Genomic DNA, 15,094 nt, shown 5'->3' on the forward strand with positions numbered 1-15,094 from the left:
GCCAATGGGCGGTGCACTCCCCTTGCGGAGAATGCACCACCCATTGAGAAGAGGTGAGTCTAGGCAGACTTACTTCTTGGCAGCAGCTACAACCTGAAGCTTCAGGTTTGCAACAACATCCGCGTGAATGCGAACGGTTGCGCTGTAGTTGCCAGTCGACTTGATGTGGTCGTTGACCTCAACGTTGCGCTTGTCGATCTTACCCAGACCGGCAGCCTCAACTGCGTCAGCGATGTCAGCGGTCTTAACGGTGCCGAACAGGCGGCCGTTAGCGCCAGCCTTGACGGTGATCTTCACCGGCTGGGACTTCAGCTTCGCCGCAATTGCCTGAGCTTCCTCAAGGTTTGCAACGGCACGAGCGGCACGAGCAGCCTTGATGGACTCAACCTGCTTCTCACCGCCCTTGGTCCACACGAGTGCGAACCCGCGTGGAAGGAGGTAGTTACGGGCGTAGCCGTTCTTTACCTCAACAATGTCGCCCGCAGCACCCAGACCGGATACTTCGTGAGTCAGAATGATCTTTGCCATTTTGCTATCCCTCTTCCTTAGCCTCGGCCAGCGCCGGAGTAAGGCAGCAGGGCTACTTCACGTGCGTTCTTGATTGCCTGTGCGATCTTGCGCTGTTCCTGAACCGATACGCCGGTCACGCGACGAGCGCGGATCTTTCCGCGATCAGAGATGAACTTGCGCAGCAACGCTACGTCCTTGTAGTCGATGACGGTGATGTCAGCGGCCTTCAAGGGATTGGACTTTGGTTTGGGCTTACGGATTTCAGCCTTAGCCATCGTGGAGCTCCTTAGGTTTGGAGCCCGCAGAGAGATCTGCGGGATGGTGAATAAATAATTGTTAGAAAGGTGGCTCGTCGTTGCCTGGGTTGCCCCAGCCACCGCCGCCGCCGTTGTTACCGCCGGAGTTGCCTCCGGTGCTCCACGGGTCGTTGGATGGAGCATTCCATCCACCGCCCTGCTGCGGCTGCTGCTGCGGCTGCTGTGGGGCATTTTGCTGCGGCGCGTTGGAGAAACCTCCACCGCCACCGTTGTTGCCAAAGCCGCCCTGGCCACCGCCGGAGCGCTGGGTGCGGGTTACCTTGGCAGAGGCAAAGCGGAGCGACGGGCCGATTTCATCGACCTCGAGCTCCATGACGGTGCGACGTTCGCCTTCCTTGGTGTCGTACGAACGCGAGCGCAGACGACCCTGGGCGATGACTCGCATGCCCTTGGTGAACGTCTCGGCTACGTTTTCTGCAGCCTCACGCCACACCGATGCACGCAAGAACAGGGCTTCCCCGTCCTTCCATTCATTGGACTGGCGATCGAAGGTGCGAGGAGTCGAAGCGATCGTAAAGTTCGCTACGGCTGAACCGGATGGCGTGAATCGCAGCTCCGGATCGGCGGTCAGATTTCCGATGACGGTAATAACAGTCTCGCCTGCCATTGACTCTCCTTACTCAGAATGAACGTTTGTCGTACAACGGAAGATGTTGCCAGCGTAATTAAACGCGGGCCTCTTCCGGACGGGTGACCTTGTGGCGCAGGATCTGCTCGTTGATCTTGAGCTGACGCTCAAGCTCGAACGAAGTAGCTGGATCCGCGGTGTAGTTCACCACGATGTAGATGGCTTCTGCCTTCTTCTGGATCTCGTAAGACATCTTGCGACGTCCCCAGATATCGACCTTCTCGATCGATCCACCAGCAGCGCGAACAACCTCGAGGTACTTCTCGATGGTTGGTTCTACGGTGCGGTCATCGACCTCTGGATCGATGAGGACCATAAGTTCATAAGCACGCATGTGAACCCACCTCCTTTGGGCTAAACGGTCGCGGCATTTCCGCAACAGGAGGTTCTTGCGTTATCCGTGCTCCGCGGCACCCAAGTTTCGGGCGTGCAGTAGCACAGACCTTTCAATCCTACCCGAGATGTCGGTCGGGGCAGAACCCTTGGTGTCCTAGATCATGAACTCATTTTTGCTCGCCGTCCATTGCAGCTTCCAGACGCTGACCGAAAACCGGCGCCAGTGTGCGCATATAGGTGTCCGAGACATGATGCTTATCCCGGTAGACCAGCACATTTCCGATGACCGCCGGGCAGCGCTGGTCGATGCAGAACTGATCGCTGAAATCCAGCACCTGAACCCGCGGCTCAAGCTTCGCGGCCTGCCGCGTGGCATCCCCCTCTTCGAAGGCGGACTCCTTGTCGAAGGAGCACTGCTCGGGGTTGGAGGAGTGTTCCTCCACGCAGTCGCGTGCATAGGAATCCTGCGGCGGCCGCGGCGTATCAACCACCGCGTACACCTGGCGTCCTGCGTTTTCTAGCTTGCCCCACTGCTCGGCGTATCCCTGAGCCGCGTCCCCGACGAAGCTCGCGCCGCCCCAGTTGGCCGCAACGACCGCGTTGAGGTCCTCGCGTTCACTGAGTTTCATCAGTGTCTGCTCATTGGCTTCGGCGCAGTTGATCCCTCCCTCGCGTTCGGCGGTGCGACTTTCGGCGCTGAACGGGCAGGAGTTCTTCAAATAGGTCACGATCTTCCAGCCGCGCTCCTTGGCGTGGCCGGCGAGCGCCTCGAACCAGTGGGCCGCGTGGGAGTCACCTACTAGGGCCACCGTAAGGGTGGCGTCCTTGCTGCCGAATTCGCATTCCTTGATCTGGGTGGATTGCGGGTCTTGCACGCATTCGCCTAGATCCGGCTGATCATCTTCGGCCGTTGCCGGCACTGGAATGATCTGGGGCTGATCTGCCAGGTAGGCCGGGGCGCCAGCGGATACGGAGGCGGCGCCGAAGCCGGCCGGCGGGTTCTGCAGCAGCGCCGCGACTTGTTGCTGCTCGCGCTCGATCGATTCGCGCTGCGCTACGCCCGGAATCAGCGCCACGGACGCAACCACCGCGATCATGGTGGCCCCTGCGAGCAGCGAGCGCTTCGCGGAGGCCGCCACTGGCTGCCAATGGCGTGCCGGGGTTTCGACGAAACGCAGGCTGGCCCAGGCCAGCGCCAGGGATCCTGCCATGAGCGCCAATGATTCCACCGGGGTCGGATCATGCCCGGTGAGATGGGTGGCGAAAACTATCAACGGCCAATGCCAGAGATACAAAGAGTATGAGGCCAACCCGATCCATTGCACCGGGGCAAAATTCACCAGCGCGTGCAGCGAACCGGGACCCGAGGTGGTGCCTGCGGCAATGATTGCCGCACAGCCAAGCACCGGAACGGCGGCAGCGATTCCGGGGAATACGGTCTGCGCGTCATAGCTGAAGGCCGCACCGAGAATTGCGGCGAGCGCGAGCAGCACCAGCGCATTGCGCACCGACCAGGAGCTGACCCAGCGCGGAAGCGTGAAGGCGCCATTGGCATGCCCATCCGCTGCAAGGGCGAGCAGCCCTCCGGCCGCTAGTTCCCAGATGCGCGTAGTTGTCACGAAGTAGCCCGCGGCGTCCCCGGAATATCCGGTGAAGATCGAATAGCCCAAGGAAAGCAGTGCGATAACTGTAAAGGCGATCCACAGCATCCGGCGGCGGGAGGCAAAGCGATCGGCTCGCGGGCCGGGGAGGTTGTGTTTGACCAGCAGGCAGGCCGCCAGCACCAGCAGTGGCCAGAACAGGTAGAACTGCTCCTCAACCCCTAGGGACCAAAAGTGCTGCAGGGGTCCGGGTGCCTGCTCGGACGCAAGATAGTCCACGGAATCCGCGGCCAGCACCCAGTTCTGCACCGAGAAGGCCGAGGCGAGGCCCTGCACGGTCAGTGTCCCCCACTGGGTTTTGGGGAAGATGGCCAGGGCCGCCGCAACGACCACCAATATGACGAGCATTGCGGCTGGCAAGATCCTGCGGGCACGCCCGGCGAAGAAGGAGGCCAGGTTCACCGTCCCGGTACGCTGCGCCTCCCGCAATAGGTGCGAGGTGATCAGGAAGCCGGAGATCACGAAAAAGATGTCCACGCCAATATAACCGCCGGGCAGCAGTCCAGGCTCCAGGTGGTAGGCAACCACCAAAAGGACCGCGAGGGCACGCAGCGCCTGGATCTCGGGCCGGAAGTTCTTGGGGGCAGCAGGAGGGGAGCTCATAGAGTTCTATCCGACCACCGCCGGGTTAACGGATAGTAACTATCCGATGACTCGCAGGCCATCGGCAGGTACCAATCCCCTGCGCCGGAGCTGCAAGAAGCCAGAGAATCCGTATCTCCATGCACCTGCCGCTCCGGGGCACTGCTGGCTCGATATCAGGCTTCCCTGCCTCGCCGATGCGCGTGCCCGGGAGCTAAGGTGCGGGATTCTGCTCAGCTACTACGTTTTTGCTTCTCCCGAATGAGGTCGAGGGCCAAGATCGACCCGATGACGGCCTGACGCTGCCCAATTGTGAGGCTTGGGGCAAGCCGCAAGGCATAGGTGGATTTACCGAGCAGGGCATTGCCCACACCCGACCATTCGCGCGCAACGCTGGCTAGCACACCCGCCGCTCCGGTGACTTGGAAATCGAATCCCCAAATATCACCGGACATTTCCAGCTCCTCACCCTGAAAATCGATGGTGATTCGAGTTTTGAAGAAGGTGATTCGCTTGACCAGACTAGCCAGCGGATTGCCCGGGCCATCTAGGATTTCCAAGCGGTCGCGGCCTAAGGTCATGGTGTCTTTCACCTGTATGACCGGATTGTCTGGACCGTCAAAAACCGTAAGCTGCCGGGCCCCGGCAAACATCCGGCCCAGCGCGCTGCCACCCGTTTCAACGTGGGCAACCTGCACGCCAGCGCCGTCCCTGATGGCGAAGTCATTCTTCGAGATGTTTTTGGTCTGCTGGAACACCAACAGGTCCTGAGCGAAGATCGTCATGAAGGCGATTATGCCATCAAGCGCCGCGGTACCTCGAGGCTCGAAGTTGCCAGCGAACTCAGCGGCAACGACCAACTCAAACTCCAAATGAACTCGGAATCAAAGCAAGATCTTGAGTTCATTTGGAGCTGAGATCATTTTCCCTAGGCTCCGAAGAACTCGCGGGAGACCTTCGAGAGGTACCAAGGATCATCCACGCCGCACATCTCGCGGGCCGAATGCATCGATAGCAGCGCGACGCCTACGTCCAGGGTGCGGATGCCCAAACGGGTGGCGGTCAGCGGGCCGATGGTCGAACCGCACGGTACCCGGTTGTTCGAGACGAACTCTTGGTATGGAACTCCTGCGTTCTCGCACCAATTCGCGAAGGCAGCTGCCCCGACTGCGTCGGTGGCGTAGCGCTGATTGGCGTTGATCTTCAGCAAGGGTCCGCCGTTGAGCTGCGGTCGGTTGGCCGGGTCATGGCGCTCCGCATAGTTCGGGTGCACCGCGTGGCCGGCATCCGCGGAGAGGCAGACCGAGGCCGACATCGCCCGGGCGGTGTCTTCGGTGCTCGCGCCGAAGGATGCCTGGATCCGGCCCAGCAGTTCTTCCAAGAATGGTCCACTGGCACCGGAACGCGATGCCGAACCGATTTCCTCATGGTCGAAGGCGGCGAGCATGGCGATGTGGTTGCCCGATGGGTTCCGCGAGTAACCGGTCAACGCAATCAGCCCGGCATGCACGCTAGTGAGGTTGTCCAGTCGTGAACTGGCGAAGAAGTCCTTGCCGTGGCCGAATACCTCGCCACGCTGGGCCGGAGCGGTCAGCACGTCATAGCCTGCAACCAAGCCCGGGTCCACGCCCGCTGCGGCCGCCAGAATACCTAGAATGTCTGCGTCTGCCAGCTCCCCGGCGCCGAAGATGGGGTTGGTGTGGGCCTGCTTGTCCAAGGTCAGGCCGTCGTTGACCTGGCGGTCCAGGTGAATCGCGAGCTGCGGGATGCGCAGCAGTGGTTCGGTCTGAGCCAGGTGCACGGACCCGTCGCGCAGCACCAGACGTCCGGCGAGCACCAGTTCGCGGTCCAGCCAGGAATTCAGCAGCGGACCGCCGTAGACCTCAACCCCTGCCTGCCACCATCCATTGGAGCCGGTGGTTGGTTTGGGCTTGAGCTTAAAACCGGGTGAATCGGTGTGCGCACCGAGGATGTGGAAACCGCTGGTTGCGGTGGCGGCTTCGGGCTGGACCCAGGCGATGACGGCGCCGTCACGCACCACATAGTAGGAGCCCGCGCTCAGCTTCCACGCGGCCGATTCGTCCAATGCGGTGAAGCCCGCGGCATCCAATCGTTTGGCGGCGCTGGCTGCCGCGTGGAAGCTCGACGGGGAGGTCGCTACGTATTCGGCCAGGTCTGCAATGTGGGCCATTGCTGCGGCTTGTGCCATAACTGGGTGCTCACTTCTTTCATCAGGTTTCGGTGTCGGCCTGAATTGCCGAGCTTTGTCCAGCTTAGTGGGCTTCTGCCGTTAGCGGCTATGCCAACGAATGCACCATGGAGTTTTCAGCAACTTGCCTGCGGATCCTTGGAGTCCGGGCTGGCTTGGCGCATACGGGCTGACCCGATGCATGGCTCAACTTCGGCATTCTTGATCATCGAATAGCTCTGACCAGCGAATCAAAAGGTATTGCACTTGACGAAGTGCCCATATTCGGGCAATGCTGGCAGAAAGTAGCCAACTAGGAAACGAGCGAAATCATGACATCGACTCCTCACAGCCCAGATGAGATCCCGGTTGGTCACGAGCCAACACCAGATCCAGACGAAGTTGCGGTAACAAAACCGGTAACCGGTCCGGTCGACCAACCGAAAAAATCCAAGGGTAAGACCCCGCCACCTGAACCGGAGGCCAAGTTGCCTGTCACCAGGCTCGGACGGATCTGGACGGCATCCGTGCTGGGGCTCATTGTCCTGGTGCTGCTCATCATTTTCATTGCCCAGAATCAGGATCAGGTGACGCTGCGCTACTTCACCTACGAAGGCCAGGTAAATCTTGGACTGGCGCTCTTCATTGCCGCCGTCGGCGGTGGCTTGTTGATTGCTGCAGCTGGGGCTGCCCGCGTGATTCAGTTGCGCGCCACCGCCAGGAAAGAGCGCAAGGCTCAGAAGCGCCGTTAAGCGCAGAATCGCTGTTGGCGGCACCCTATACGGGTGCCGCCAACGGCGATTTTTTTGCGAAAGCCTTAGAAGTCCAGCCCCTGCGAAGGGATGACCAATCCTGTCTCGTACGCATAGACCACGGCCTGCACCCTATCTCGCAGATGAAGTTTGGTCAGGATCCGTCGCACATGCGTTTTGACCGTCGCCTCGGAGAGGAAAAACCGATGCGCAATCTCCGCATTGGACAACCCCTCGGACAGGGCGCGCAGCACTTCCTGTTCACGAGGCGTCAGATCATCGAGTAACGGATCGCGTTCCACAGCCTCCGCATTCTTCGCAGGCTGGCCTCTAGCGCCGTTGCGCACATAGGTCTCAAGCAGTCGCGCGGTCACACGCGGTGCAACAACCGCGTCCCCCGAAGCAACCAGCCGTACCGCGGAGACCAGCTCCTCTGGGGCCACATCCTTGAGCAAGAAGGCACTGGCACCGGCCTGCAAACCGGAAAACGCGTACTCATCCAGGTCGAAGGTGGTCAAGATGATGATCTTCGTTTCCGGATGCTGCTTGGCGATCCGTTCGGTCGTCTCAAGGCCATCCATCTTCGGCATGCGCACATCCATCAGCACCACGTCCGGGGTCAACGCCGCGGTCTGCGTCAACGCTTCCAGGCCATCTGCAGCCTCCCCAACGATATGCATATCGGTTTCGCCTTCGAGAATCAGCCGGAAGCCCATGCGCAGCAGCGGCTGATCGTCGACCAGCAACACTTTAATATTTTCTTCCATGAGCTACTCCTTGGGACTTGGATTCTGCGTGCTGTATTCGGGCAATTGCAAGGAGGCTTTAACGATCCAACCGCCGTTGGCCGCCGGCCCTGCGTTCACCGTTCCGTCAAAAAGCGCCACGCGTTCACGCATCCCGCGCAGTCCCTGACCGGTGCCGACACTTGGCACACGGGTTGCATCACCGTCATCGATGATTTCGATCCGCACCTGGCTCGCACAGCGTTCCATGCGCACCTGCACGTTGCTGACATTGTGGGCGTAGCGCAAGGAGTTGGTCAATGACTCTTGGATAATACGGAAGATCGTCAGCTGGAAGGCGGCGTCCTCGGGAAGTTGCTTTCCGGTGTATGTATAGGTCAGCGGCAATCCTGCAACACGGAAGCCCTCAAGCAATTGGTCGAGGCTGCCTCCGGTTGGTTTAAGCTCTGGCTCACCGGTCTCGTTCTGGCGTAAGACCCCGAGCATGCGGCGCATGTCGGCGAGCGCCGCCCGGCCGGTGCCCGAGAGTTCTTTGAGCACCTGCTCGGAACGTTCCTGGTCGCGCCGCCCGACCACGCGCGCCCCTTCGGACAATGCAATCATCACCGAAAGCGAGTGGGCGACCACGTCATGCATTTCGCGGGCAATACGGTTTCGTTCCTGCACCTGGGCAAGGCGCGAGACCTGTGAGGCCCAATGGTTGAGCTCGGCCTCGTGAATGCGCGCATTGCGGATGTTCGTACCGATAGCCGCGGCGGCGGCGTAAATACCAATCAGGAATCCGCCGGTGACACCGATGAGAATACCGGAAGCCGCAGCGTCATCGAGGTTTTCTTCATCTGGTTCCGCGGTCAGATCCGAAAGGTCCGGGTAACCCATCAACACCATCATCAACAGTTGGAAGCAGCCGGCGAGCAGCGCGATGGGGATCGCGCGCCGTCCAGAATAACTGGTTCCCACCGTGTACAGGGCGATGGTCATGCCGACCCCGCCCATTCCGCCGCCTTGACCGGCAATTAATATGCCGACGAATTCAAGGACAAAAACGATGCTCAGCACGGTTAGCGGCGCCTTGCGACGCCAGAGCAGCACGAGCCCGATACTCACCGTCAGCAGCAAATACAGCGCCGGAGGTACCTGTGGCAGATAGGCCATCATGACGGTGTTGGGGAGCGCCAAGAAGAAGTAGATTACTACGGTTCCCACAACGACCACACGCGGATGGGTGCGCAGGTACCTGCGTACCCGGCCCATCCGCTTGGCCGCCAGCTCGTCGAAGGAGACTATCGGCTCCTGCAGCGATGTTTGGCTCATGTCATCCAGTCTAGTTTGCTCAACTGCTACAACTCTTCTTAGACGTCTCGGCTCTTCAACAGCCAAGCACCCAGAATGAGCGGAATCAGCGTCCATCCGGCTACCCCGAGCAGCTGCTGCCACTGCTCAAGCTCGCTGGGGTAGGACAGCGGCATAGCCAATGACATGCTCAGATTGTCCGGAAGGAAACGGACGATGTCCTGGACCCAGTCGGCAACCAAGGTGAGCAGCCCGGTGACCGCGGGAAGCACAAAGAACAACGCCACCAGCGAGGTAATTCCACCGGCAGAGTTGCGCAGCAGTGCACCCAGAGCCAAACCGATCAGCGCAGCCATTACCACGGCCAAAACTCCGTACCAGAGCACGTTCTGGAAATCGCCGCCGAAGTAGTCCAGCTCCATGTTGTAGTTCTTGGCCAATGGCATGCATACCAGGTAGGCAAGTGTGCTTCCGATGACCTGGACTACGGCGCAGAGCAGGGTAATCAGCGTAGCCTTGGCGGCGAAGACGCGCAGACGCTGCGGGCTGGCCAAGAAGGTGCTCACCGCCGAACCGGTGGTGAATTCGCCGCTGATGAGCAGCACGCCCAATACACCGAGGATCAGCTGGGAGAACGCCAGGCCGGAACCCACGAGTTCTGCGGTAAAGGCCGCACTTGACATGTCCGGGGCGCCTGGCACCGGTGGGGCCTCGCCGGCAAAGGAGCCAACTCCCCACACGCCAATTGCGGCAATGCCCATATTGAGCACGATCGCCACAAGCAGCAGAATACGAGTGGAATTCAGTGAGAAGAAACGAATTGATTCCGAACGCAGCACACCACCGAAGGTGACCTTGCCGCGTGTTGGGGTTGCGAGCTGGGTACTCATTAGTTCGTTCCTCCGGCAACTGCTTCGTTGAGAATTCGTGATTTGTATTCGACCTCGTCGCGGGTCAATTCCATGTACGCGTCTTCCAGGGTCCGCTGCATTGGACGCAACTCGCTCAGCACGACTCCGGCTTCCAGGGCGCGGCGGCCGATCGATTCGGAATCCGGGCCGGCGACGCGCAAGGTTTCCGCATCCAGACGGGTCAATTGCACCCCATCGGCTGCCAAGCTGCTCATCAGCAGCTCCAGATCGCTGGAGCGGACAATGGTTTGCGAGAGCCCGTCATCGATGAACTCGTTGATCGGAGCATCCGCAAGGATCCGGCCGCGGCCGATCACAATCAGATGATCAGCGGTCTGCGCCATCTCGCTCATCAGGTGCGAGGAGATGAATACGGTCTTCCCCTCGGCCGCCTGCTGGCGGGCCAGGTTACGCACCCAGGCGACACCTTCCGGGTCCAGTCCGTTAACCGGTTCGTCCAAGATCAGCACTTGCGGGTCCCCGAGCAGCGCCGAGGCGATCCCCAGACGCTGTCCCATGCCCAGCGAGAAGCCACCAACCTTCTTGCGGTTAAGTTGGCTCAGGCCGGTGAGTTCCAGAACCTCGTCCACCCGGGAAGTGGGAATTCCCCCGGTGGCCGCCATGGATCGCAGGTGGGAGCGCGCGGAGAGCGACTTATGTACCGATTTGGCTTCAAGTAGCGCGCCGACCTCGGTCAACGGGTGTTTAGAGGAGGCGAATTTCCGGCCATTGACGGTGACCTGCCCAACGGTCGGCTTGGCTAGCCCCACGATCATGCGCATGGTCGTTGACTTGCCCGCGCCATTAGGGCCGAGGAATCCGGTCACCATTCCCGGCTGCACCGTAAACGACACGTTGTCGACTACGGTTTTCGCACCATATTTTTTGGTTAACTCATGTGCCTGAATCATACTTCCAGTTTAGAAACCGCACAGTTGGAAAGCACCGCCCCGAATGCTGATCTTGGCTCTCACTCCAAAGACTGAGCCAGCAGCTCGGCGGCGATGAGCATACACCTATAGGTGCACGTATTTGCTGCTTAGAGCACCTGGTCGTAGTTCAACAGAAGCATCAAGGCCCCGATGACCACCGCGGCGAAAGGCAGCGCTAGCAACCCCATGGTCAGCTTATGATCCCGCACGATGGCCACGCATTCGCGCAAGAAGGCGCTCGGCCGATAGTAGGCCGCGGTCTTGCCGCCGAAAGCCCGTGCGTCCAACCCGAGCTGGCGAGAAGCAAAGCCTGCACGCAGCGCATGATAGTCGCTGGTCACCACCCACAGTTGGCCTTCGACTTTCTGCTGACGCACCAACGCATCGGAGAAGACCAGATTCTGGATCGTGTCCTTTGCCTGATCTTCAACCATGATTTGCGCTTCGGGTATGCCCTGCTCTTGCAGGTAGCGTGCCATGCTGACGCCTTCGGGCTCCACCTCGTCGCCACCTTGCCCACCGGTCGGAACCAACAAGGGTTTAGGCTCGGACGCGGTTTCGTAGAGCGAGATTCCCCTATCCAATCGACCGCGCAGCAAGGGAGTGACTTTGCCTTTAATGGTGCGTGCCCCCAGTACTACCACCGCGGCTGCTTGCCCCTTGGAGGGGAACTTCGCCTGCACCCAGGCATAAAGCAGCAGCATCGAGAAGAGGCAAGCGGCCAAGGAGGAGGACATGAACAGGACAAAGGCGAACGCGTAGGCCCACCAAGTATTAATGGACAAGATCACAAACGCCGAGACTGGCAGGCCAAGGACCGCCAGGCCCGCGACCAGCGAGAGCAGGTTCGACATCCTTGGGCCTTCACGCCGCCACATCACGACACCGTTGTGGATTAACGCTCCGGCAAACACGATATAGATCAGTGGAGCCAGCAAGAAGACCAGCACAAGCACCAAGCCGAGGCCGGGCACCAGGCTGGTCAGCAAGTTGATGCTCAGCGAGATACTCCCCAGCACCAGCGGAAAGAGCAGTATCGCGTTGCTCAACCGGCGCGGATCCTTGCGGTACCGAATGATGAAGACCGCCCACACGATCAGCAAGATGAATGCCGGGAAAACCCCGAAGTACGTCGAATCCATCAAAGTCCTCAGTTCTTAGCTTCCCAGAGAGTATTCGCGACGGAGCATTGCCTTGGCGCCGAGGTAGCCGGCCATGCCATGCACCGAGGGGCCCGGAGGCGTCGCCGAAGAAACCAGGTACAGCCCCTTGGACTGCAAGTACCACGGCTCCGGGGAGAGCCGGGGGCGCATGATGCTGCCGAGCAGATCCATGGTTCCACCCGAAAGGTCACCACCGACCAGCGCGGCATTCTGTCGTTCCAACCCGGTGGCCGGAACGACATAGCTTTCCCTGACTAAGTCGCTGAAGCCCGGGGCCGCGGCTTCGATTTGAGCGGTGATTTGGCGCTTCATATCGGCGGCAGAGCCCAATGGCACATGGCAGTAGGCCCAGATGACCTGTTCTCCACCCGGAGCCCGCGAATCATCGAAGACCGAGGGCTGGGCAACGATCAGGTATGGATGCTCGGCGGTACGCCGGTTGGCGATGCGTTCGGCCCGGCCGATTTGGCGAGCGGTCCCGCCTAGGTGGACGGTACCGGTTTGGCCGAGGACCGGGTCCTTCCATGGAACCGCTTCACGAAGCACAAAATGTATCAGGCAGCTCCCCGGCGAGCGCCGGGTCTGGGACAACGCCTTGGCTAGTTTCTCGGGAATTCTGCCGCTGGTCAGGTTCGCCGCGTCTTCGGCAGAGGTGTCGAGCAGGATAGACTCGGCAGCCAACTCATCAACATGCGACACCTTGTGCCCGGTATGGATTTTGCCCCCGTGGGCGGTGACTTCCGCGGCGAGCGCGTCCGAGATGGCCTGCGACCCTCCGCGCGGGATAGCCCATCCCTGGCTGTGGGCCGCGGCCGCGAGAAATAGCCCGGCCCCGGCGTTGGCCGGGCCGCGCGATCCGCCAGCCACATGTGCGGCGCAACCGGCATAGAGTGCGGCCGCCTGCGGGAACTTCCCTGAGAGCACATCTTTCAGCGCCATGCCGCCGAGCGTTGCGGCGCCAAAGATGCCCAGGGTCAACGGATGCGCCGGCACCCTCAGCAACGGGTTCAGCAAGGTGTCCCCCAGCTGCGTCATTCGGTCCACCAAAGGGCCAAGCAACCGGGTATAGGCGACCCCGTCCCGTGCGCCCAGGTCCTCACCGGTGCGCTTCAAATCCCGCCAGGCGTAGGCCGTGCGTTCGTCAAGGACATGCGCAAAAGATAGCTCCGGGACAATGAAGTCGACCCGTTCGTGCACGTTGAGCTCATGCATCGCCTCGGAGAGCATCGCCATCGGATGCACCGCGCTACCCAGGTCGAACTTCGCGCTCGAGCCCTCCAGGGGCTGAGTTCGCGCGGCCCCGCCGATCGTTTCATTTGCCTCGTAGACCTCAACTTGCAGTCCCGCTCGGGCGGCCACGGCGGCGGCGGCCAGGCCATTGGGTCCCGAACCAACCACTGCAATCGAGCTCATACCTGTTGCTCCTGAGAAGTACTAGTGGACTTGCGCAGTCCGCGCAAGGTGAAAACGTCTTTGGCTCCGGCGAAGGCACCAGCCAGCGGGTCCTCCTGGCCTACCGCACGGATTGGATCGCGGCGCGGGTCAAGGATCGAGCGCACCACCTGGAACATCAGGTAGGCAAGCATGCCCATATGCGCGAGCACCAGCACCACGTAGCCGATTTCCGGGAAGGTTTTATGCGGGTCTTGCTCTCCGGAGAATGCATCGAGATAGTTCCATAGCCCGTAGAAGTGGGCGACCTCCACCATCATCCAGACCAGGAACAACCGCCAGCGTGGCAGTGCCAGCGCGAACAACGGAATCAGCCAGACGATGAACTGCGGAGAGTAGACCTTATTGACCAGCACGAAGGAGGCGATGATCAGGAATGCCAGCGACCCCAGGCGCGGAGTACGCTTGGCCAGCAGACCGAGCACCGCAACACCGGCGCAGCAGCTGAAGAACAGAATCAGGCCGTAACGGGAGATCTGTTCTGCCTCGAAGGTACCCATGGAATCGGTTTTTGCTGCCACCGCGTTCCACGCGTGCCAGAAACTTGAAAGCCCGGCACCGCGTTCCGAGGAAAAGGTGAAGAAGTGCCTAAAGGAGTCCGGATAGGCCAGCGCGTAGGGCAGATTTACCAGGACCCAGGTGGCCGCGGCGGCGCCGCCGGTCACCCAGAAGACCTTGAGTTTTCCGGTGCGAAGCGCGATCACCAGTATCGCGCCGAGGATGAAAAACGGGTAGATCTTCATCGCCGCGCCCAAGCCAATCAGCACCCCGGCAAGTACTATGCGTCCGCGGGCGAAGGACAGCATGCCCATGGCAAGCAGTGCCACGGCCCACATATCCCAATTGATGCTCGCGGTCAGGATGATGCCCGGGGCGATCGCCACCATCGCCGCGTCCCAGGGACGGCGCCCGCCCATGCGCAGCGTGCACACCACGGTGACCACCCAGAGGATCGCCACGATGGTCAGGTTCATATCGAAGTAGAGCAGCGAGCGGTTCTCCAGACCCTGCGGGACCAGCGCGGCAACCGCCGAGGCCACCGCGCTCATCAGCACCGGGTATTCGAATTCGGCCCCGCTGCTGAACGGAACCCACGGGTTGTCGGCGAATCCGCGCGCCCCGAAGAGCGGCACCCAGTCGGTGTAGCAGGCATATACGTAGGGGTTGGAACCGCCCCAACCATTAAGCCTGCAGGGGTTCTTTGCCAAGAGCATGAACAGCGCGCCGAGGGTGGTCAGCAGGATCATGACGCGTTCAACACTGAAGAATCCGGGACTAACTCGCCCCGGATCGCTGCGGCGACCCAACGGGCCACCGATCAGCGCGGTGAACTGGCGCAGGAATCCGTCGGCCCGCGAGGGGACGGTAATCCGCAGCGGACCACGCTGGCTCGGTTTATTCGGGGCACTCATAGGTTCCAGCCTAGTTTGCCGGGGCACCGCACTGCACCATTTAGTCCGTTGATTCGGTTATTCGCACCGCTTCCATCGACTTCGAGCAGGCGGCAGGATGCCACTATGCACAGTCAATCCAAGGAAAGCCTGGGCCAGCCGGCGCAACTCCTCCGGGCGATCACCTAAGCCATCGACCGGCGCGAGGAAGTTTTCGCGGCAATCGAAAAGT

Annotated in this window: 15 protein-coding genes; 1 reads left to right on the plus strand and 14 read right to left on the minus strand. The window is 60.8% G+C overall.

From position 1 onward, the window contains the following. Positions 1 to 69: 69 nt before the first annotated feature. The 7 genes from rplI to CQ015_RS09775 form a co-directional block, all read right to left on the minus strand. Positions 70 to 528: a 50S ribosomal protein L9 gene (rplI, locus tag CQ015_RS09745; protein WP_096282849.1), complete on the minus strand. Its 459-nt coding sequence runs from the start codon at positions 526 to 528 to the stop codon at positions 70 to 72. A 17-nt stretch (positions 529 to 545) separates the two neighbouring features. Next, the gene (rpsR, locus tag CQ015_RS09750) at positions 546 to 785 is read right to left on the minus strand and encodes a 30S ribosomal protein S18 (protein WP_026820365.1); all 240 of its coding nucleotides are present in this window, start codon (positions 783 to 785) and stop codon (positions 546 to 548) included. Between the two features lie 61 nt (positions 786 to 846). Further along, positions 847 to 1,434: a single-stranded DNA-binding protein gene (locus CQ015_RS09755; RefSeq protein WP_105554028.1), complete on the minus strand. Its 588-nt coding sequence runs from the start codon at positions 1,432 to 1,434 to the stop codon at positions 847 to 849. 58 nt (positions 1,435 to 1,492) lie between these two features. Further along, a complete protein-coding gene (rpsF, locus tag CQ015_RS09760) occupies positions 1,493 to 1,789 on the minus strand; it encodes a 30S ribosomal protein S6 (RefSeq protein ID WP_096282853.1) in 297 nt (98 codons plus the stop codon). Between the two features lie 169 nt (positions 1,790 to 1,958). Further along, on the minus strand, positions 1,959 to 4,055 hold the full coding sequence (locus CQ015_RS09765; protein ID WP_105650020.1) for an acyltransferase family protein: 2,097 nt from the start codon (positions 4,053 to 4,055) through the stop codon (positions 1,959 to 1,961). 212 nt (positions 4,056 to 4,267) lie between these two features. After that, positions 4,268 to 4,819 (minus strand): LURP-one-related/scramblase family protein, encoded by a 552-nt coding sequence (locus CQ015_RS09770; RefSeq protein WP_146112482.1) that lies wholly within the window; start codon positions 4,817 to 4,819, stop codon positions 4,268 to 4,270. A gap of 143 nt (positions 4,820 to 4,962) precedes the next feature. Further along, positions 4,963 to 6,243, minus strand: coding sequence for a M18 family aminopeptidase (locus CQ015_RS09775; RefSeq protein WP_105554031.1), 1,281 nt, complete (start codon positions 6,241 to 6,243; stop codon positions 4,963 to 4,965). Positions 6,244 to 6,554: 311 nt separating this feature from the next. Here CQ015_RS09775 and CQ015_RS09780 point away from each other — a divergent pair, with 311 nt between their 5' ends. After that, complete coding sequence (locus CQ015_RS09780) at positions 6,555 to 6,974, plus strand: lipopolysaccharide assembly protein LapA domain-containing protein (protein ID WP_105554032.1); 420 nt, start codon at positions 6,555 to 6,557, stop codon at positions 6,972 to 6,974. Positions 6,975 to 7,039: 65 nt separating this feature from the next. Here CQ015_RS09780 and CQ015_RS09785 read toward each other — a convergent pair whose 3' ends face one another. From CQ015_RS09785 to CQ015_RS09815, 7 genes are all read right to left on the minus strand, one after another. Beyond that, positions 7,040 to 7,741, minus strand: coding sequence for a response regulator transcription factor (locus CQ015_RS09785; protein ID WP_105650021.1), 702 nt, complete (start codon positions 7,739 to 7,741; stop codon positions 7,040 to 7,042). 3 nt (positions 7,742 to 7,744) lie between these two features. Further along, the gene (locus CQ015_RS09790; protein WP_181148320.1) at positions 7,745 to 9,034 is read right to left on the minus strand and encodes a sensor histidine kinase; all 1,290 of its coding nucleotides are present in this window, start codon (positions 9,032 to 9,034) and stop codon (positions 7,745 to 7,747) included. 38 nt (positions 9,035 to 9,072) lie between these two features. After that, positions 9,073 to 9,903 carry an ABC transporter gene (locus CQ015_RS09795; protein ID WP_105554035.1) on the minus strand — a complete coding sequence of 277 codons (831 nt, stop codon included), beginning with the start codon at positions 9,901 to 9,903 and terminating at the stop codon, positions 9,073 to 9,075. Beyond that, positions 9,903 to 10,835 carry an ABC transporter ATP-binding protein gene (locus CQ015_RS09800; RefSeq protein ID WP_105554036.1) on the minus strand — a complete coding sequence of 311 codons (933 nt, stop codon included), beginning with the start codon at positions 10,833 to 10,835 and terminating at the stop codon, positions 9,903 to 9,905. The genes CQ015_RS09795 and CQ015_RS09800 overlap by 1 nt, the downstream gene beginning before the upstream one ends. Positions 10,836 to 10,963: 128 nt before the next feature. Beyond that, a complete protein-coding gene (locus CQ015_RS09805) occupies positions 10,964 to 11,998 on the minus strand; it encodes a YdcF family protein (RefSeq protein WP_105569336.1) in 1,035 nt (344 codons plus the stop codon). A 15-nt stretch (positions 11,999 to 12,013) separates the two neighbouring features. Continuing rightward, a complete protein-coding gene (locus CQ015_RS09810; protein ID WP_105554038.1) occupies positions 12,014 to 13,432 on the minus strand; it encodes an NAD(P)/FAD-dependent oxidoreductase in 1,419 nt (472 codons plus the stop codon). After that, a complete protein-coding gene (locus CQ015_RS09815; protein ID WP_105650022.1) occupies positions 13,429 to 14,883 on the minus strand; it encodes a glycosyltransferase family 87 protein in 1,455 nt (484 codons plus the stop codon). Before CQ015_RS09815 ends, CQ015_RS09810 begins: the two co-directional genes overlap by 4 nt. Positions 14,884 to 15,094 lie beyond the last annotated feature (211 nt).

Origin of the sequence: Arthrobacter sp. MYb221, from assembly GCF_002979835.1 — a bacterium.
Taxonomy (GTDB): Bacteria; Actinomycetota; Actinomycetes; order Actinomycetales; family Micrococcaceae; genus Glutamicibacter.

Excerpts from the sequence above, each read along its gene's own strand:
- rplI (WP_096282849.1), bottom strand. The coding sequence starts at position 528 with ATGGCAAAGATCATTCTGACTCACGAAGTATCCGGTCTGGGTGCTGCG.
- rpsR (WP_026820365.1), bottom strand. The coding sequence starts at position 785 with ATGGCTAAGGCTGAAATCCGTAAGCCCAAACCAAAGTCCAATCCCTTG.
- CQ015_RS09755 (WP_105554028.1), bottom strand. The coding sequence starts at position 1,434 with ATGGCAGGCGAGACTGTTATTACCGTCATCGGAAATCTGACCGCCGAT.
- rpsF (WP_096282853.1), bottom strand. The coding sequence starts at position 1,789 with ATGCGTGCTTATGAACTTATGGTCCTCATCGATCCAGAGGTCGATGAC.
- CQ015_RS09765 (WP_105650020.1), bottom strand. The coding sequence starts at position 4,055 with ATGAGCTCCCCTCCTGCTGCCCCCAAGAACTTCCGGCCCGAGATCCAG.
- CQ015_RS09770 (WP_146112482.1), bottom strand. The coding sequence starts at position 4,819 with ATGACGATCTTCGCTCAGGACCTGTTGGTGTTCCAGCAGACCAAAAAC.
- CQ015_RS09775 (WP_105554031.1), bottom strand. The coding sequence starts at position 6,243 with ATGGCACAAGCCGCAGCAATGGCCCACATTGCAGACCTGGCCGAATAC.
- CQ015_RS09780 (WP_105554032.1), top strand. The coding sequence starts at position 6,555 with ATGACATCGACTCCTCACAGCCCAGATGAGATCCCGGTTGGTCACGAG.
- CQ015_RS09785 (WP_105650021.1), bottom strand. The coding sequence starts at position 7,741 with ATGGAAGAAAATATTAAAGTGTTGCTGGTCGACGATCAGCCGCTGCTG.
- CQ015_RS09790 (WP_181148320.1), bottom strand. The coding sequence starts at position 9,034 with ATGAGCCAAACATCGCTGCAGGAGCCGATAGTCTCCTTCGACGAGCTG.
- CQ015_RS09795 (WP_105554035.1), bottom strand. The coding sequence starts at position 9,903 with ATGAGTACCCAGCTCGCAACCCCAACACGCGGCAAGGTCACCTTCGGT.
- CQ015_RS09800 (WP_105554036.1), bottom strand. The coding sequence starts at position 10,835 with ATGATTCAGGCACATGAGTTAACCAAAAAATATGGTGCGAAAACCGTA.
- CQ015_RS09805 (WP_105569336.1), bottom strand. The coding sequence starts at position 11,998 with ATGGATTCGACGTACTTCGGGGTTTTCCCGGCATTCATCTTGCTGATC.
- CQ015_RS09810 (WP_105554038.1), bottom strand. The coding sequence starts at position 13,432 with ATGAGCTCGATTGCAGTGGTTGGTTCGGGACCCAATGGCCTGGCCGCC.
- CQ015_RS09815 (WP_105650022.1), bottom strand. The coding sequence starts at position 14,883 with ATGAGTGCCCCGAATAAACCGAGCCAGCGTGGTCCGCTGCGGATTACC.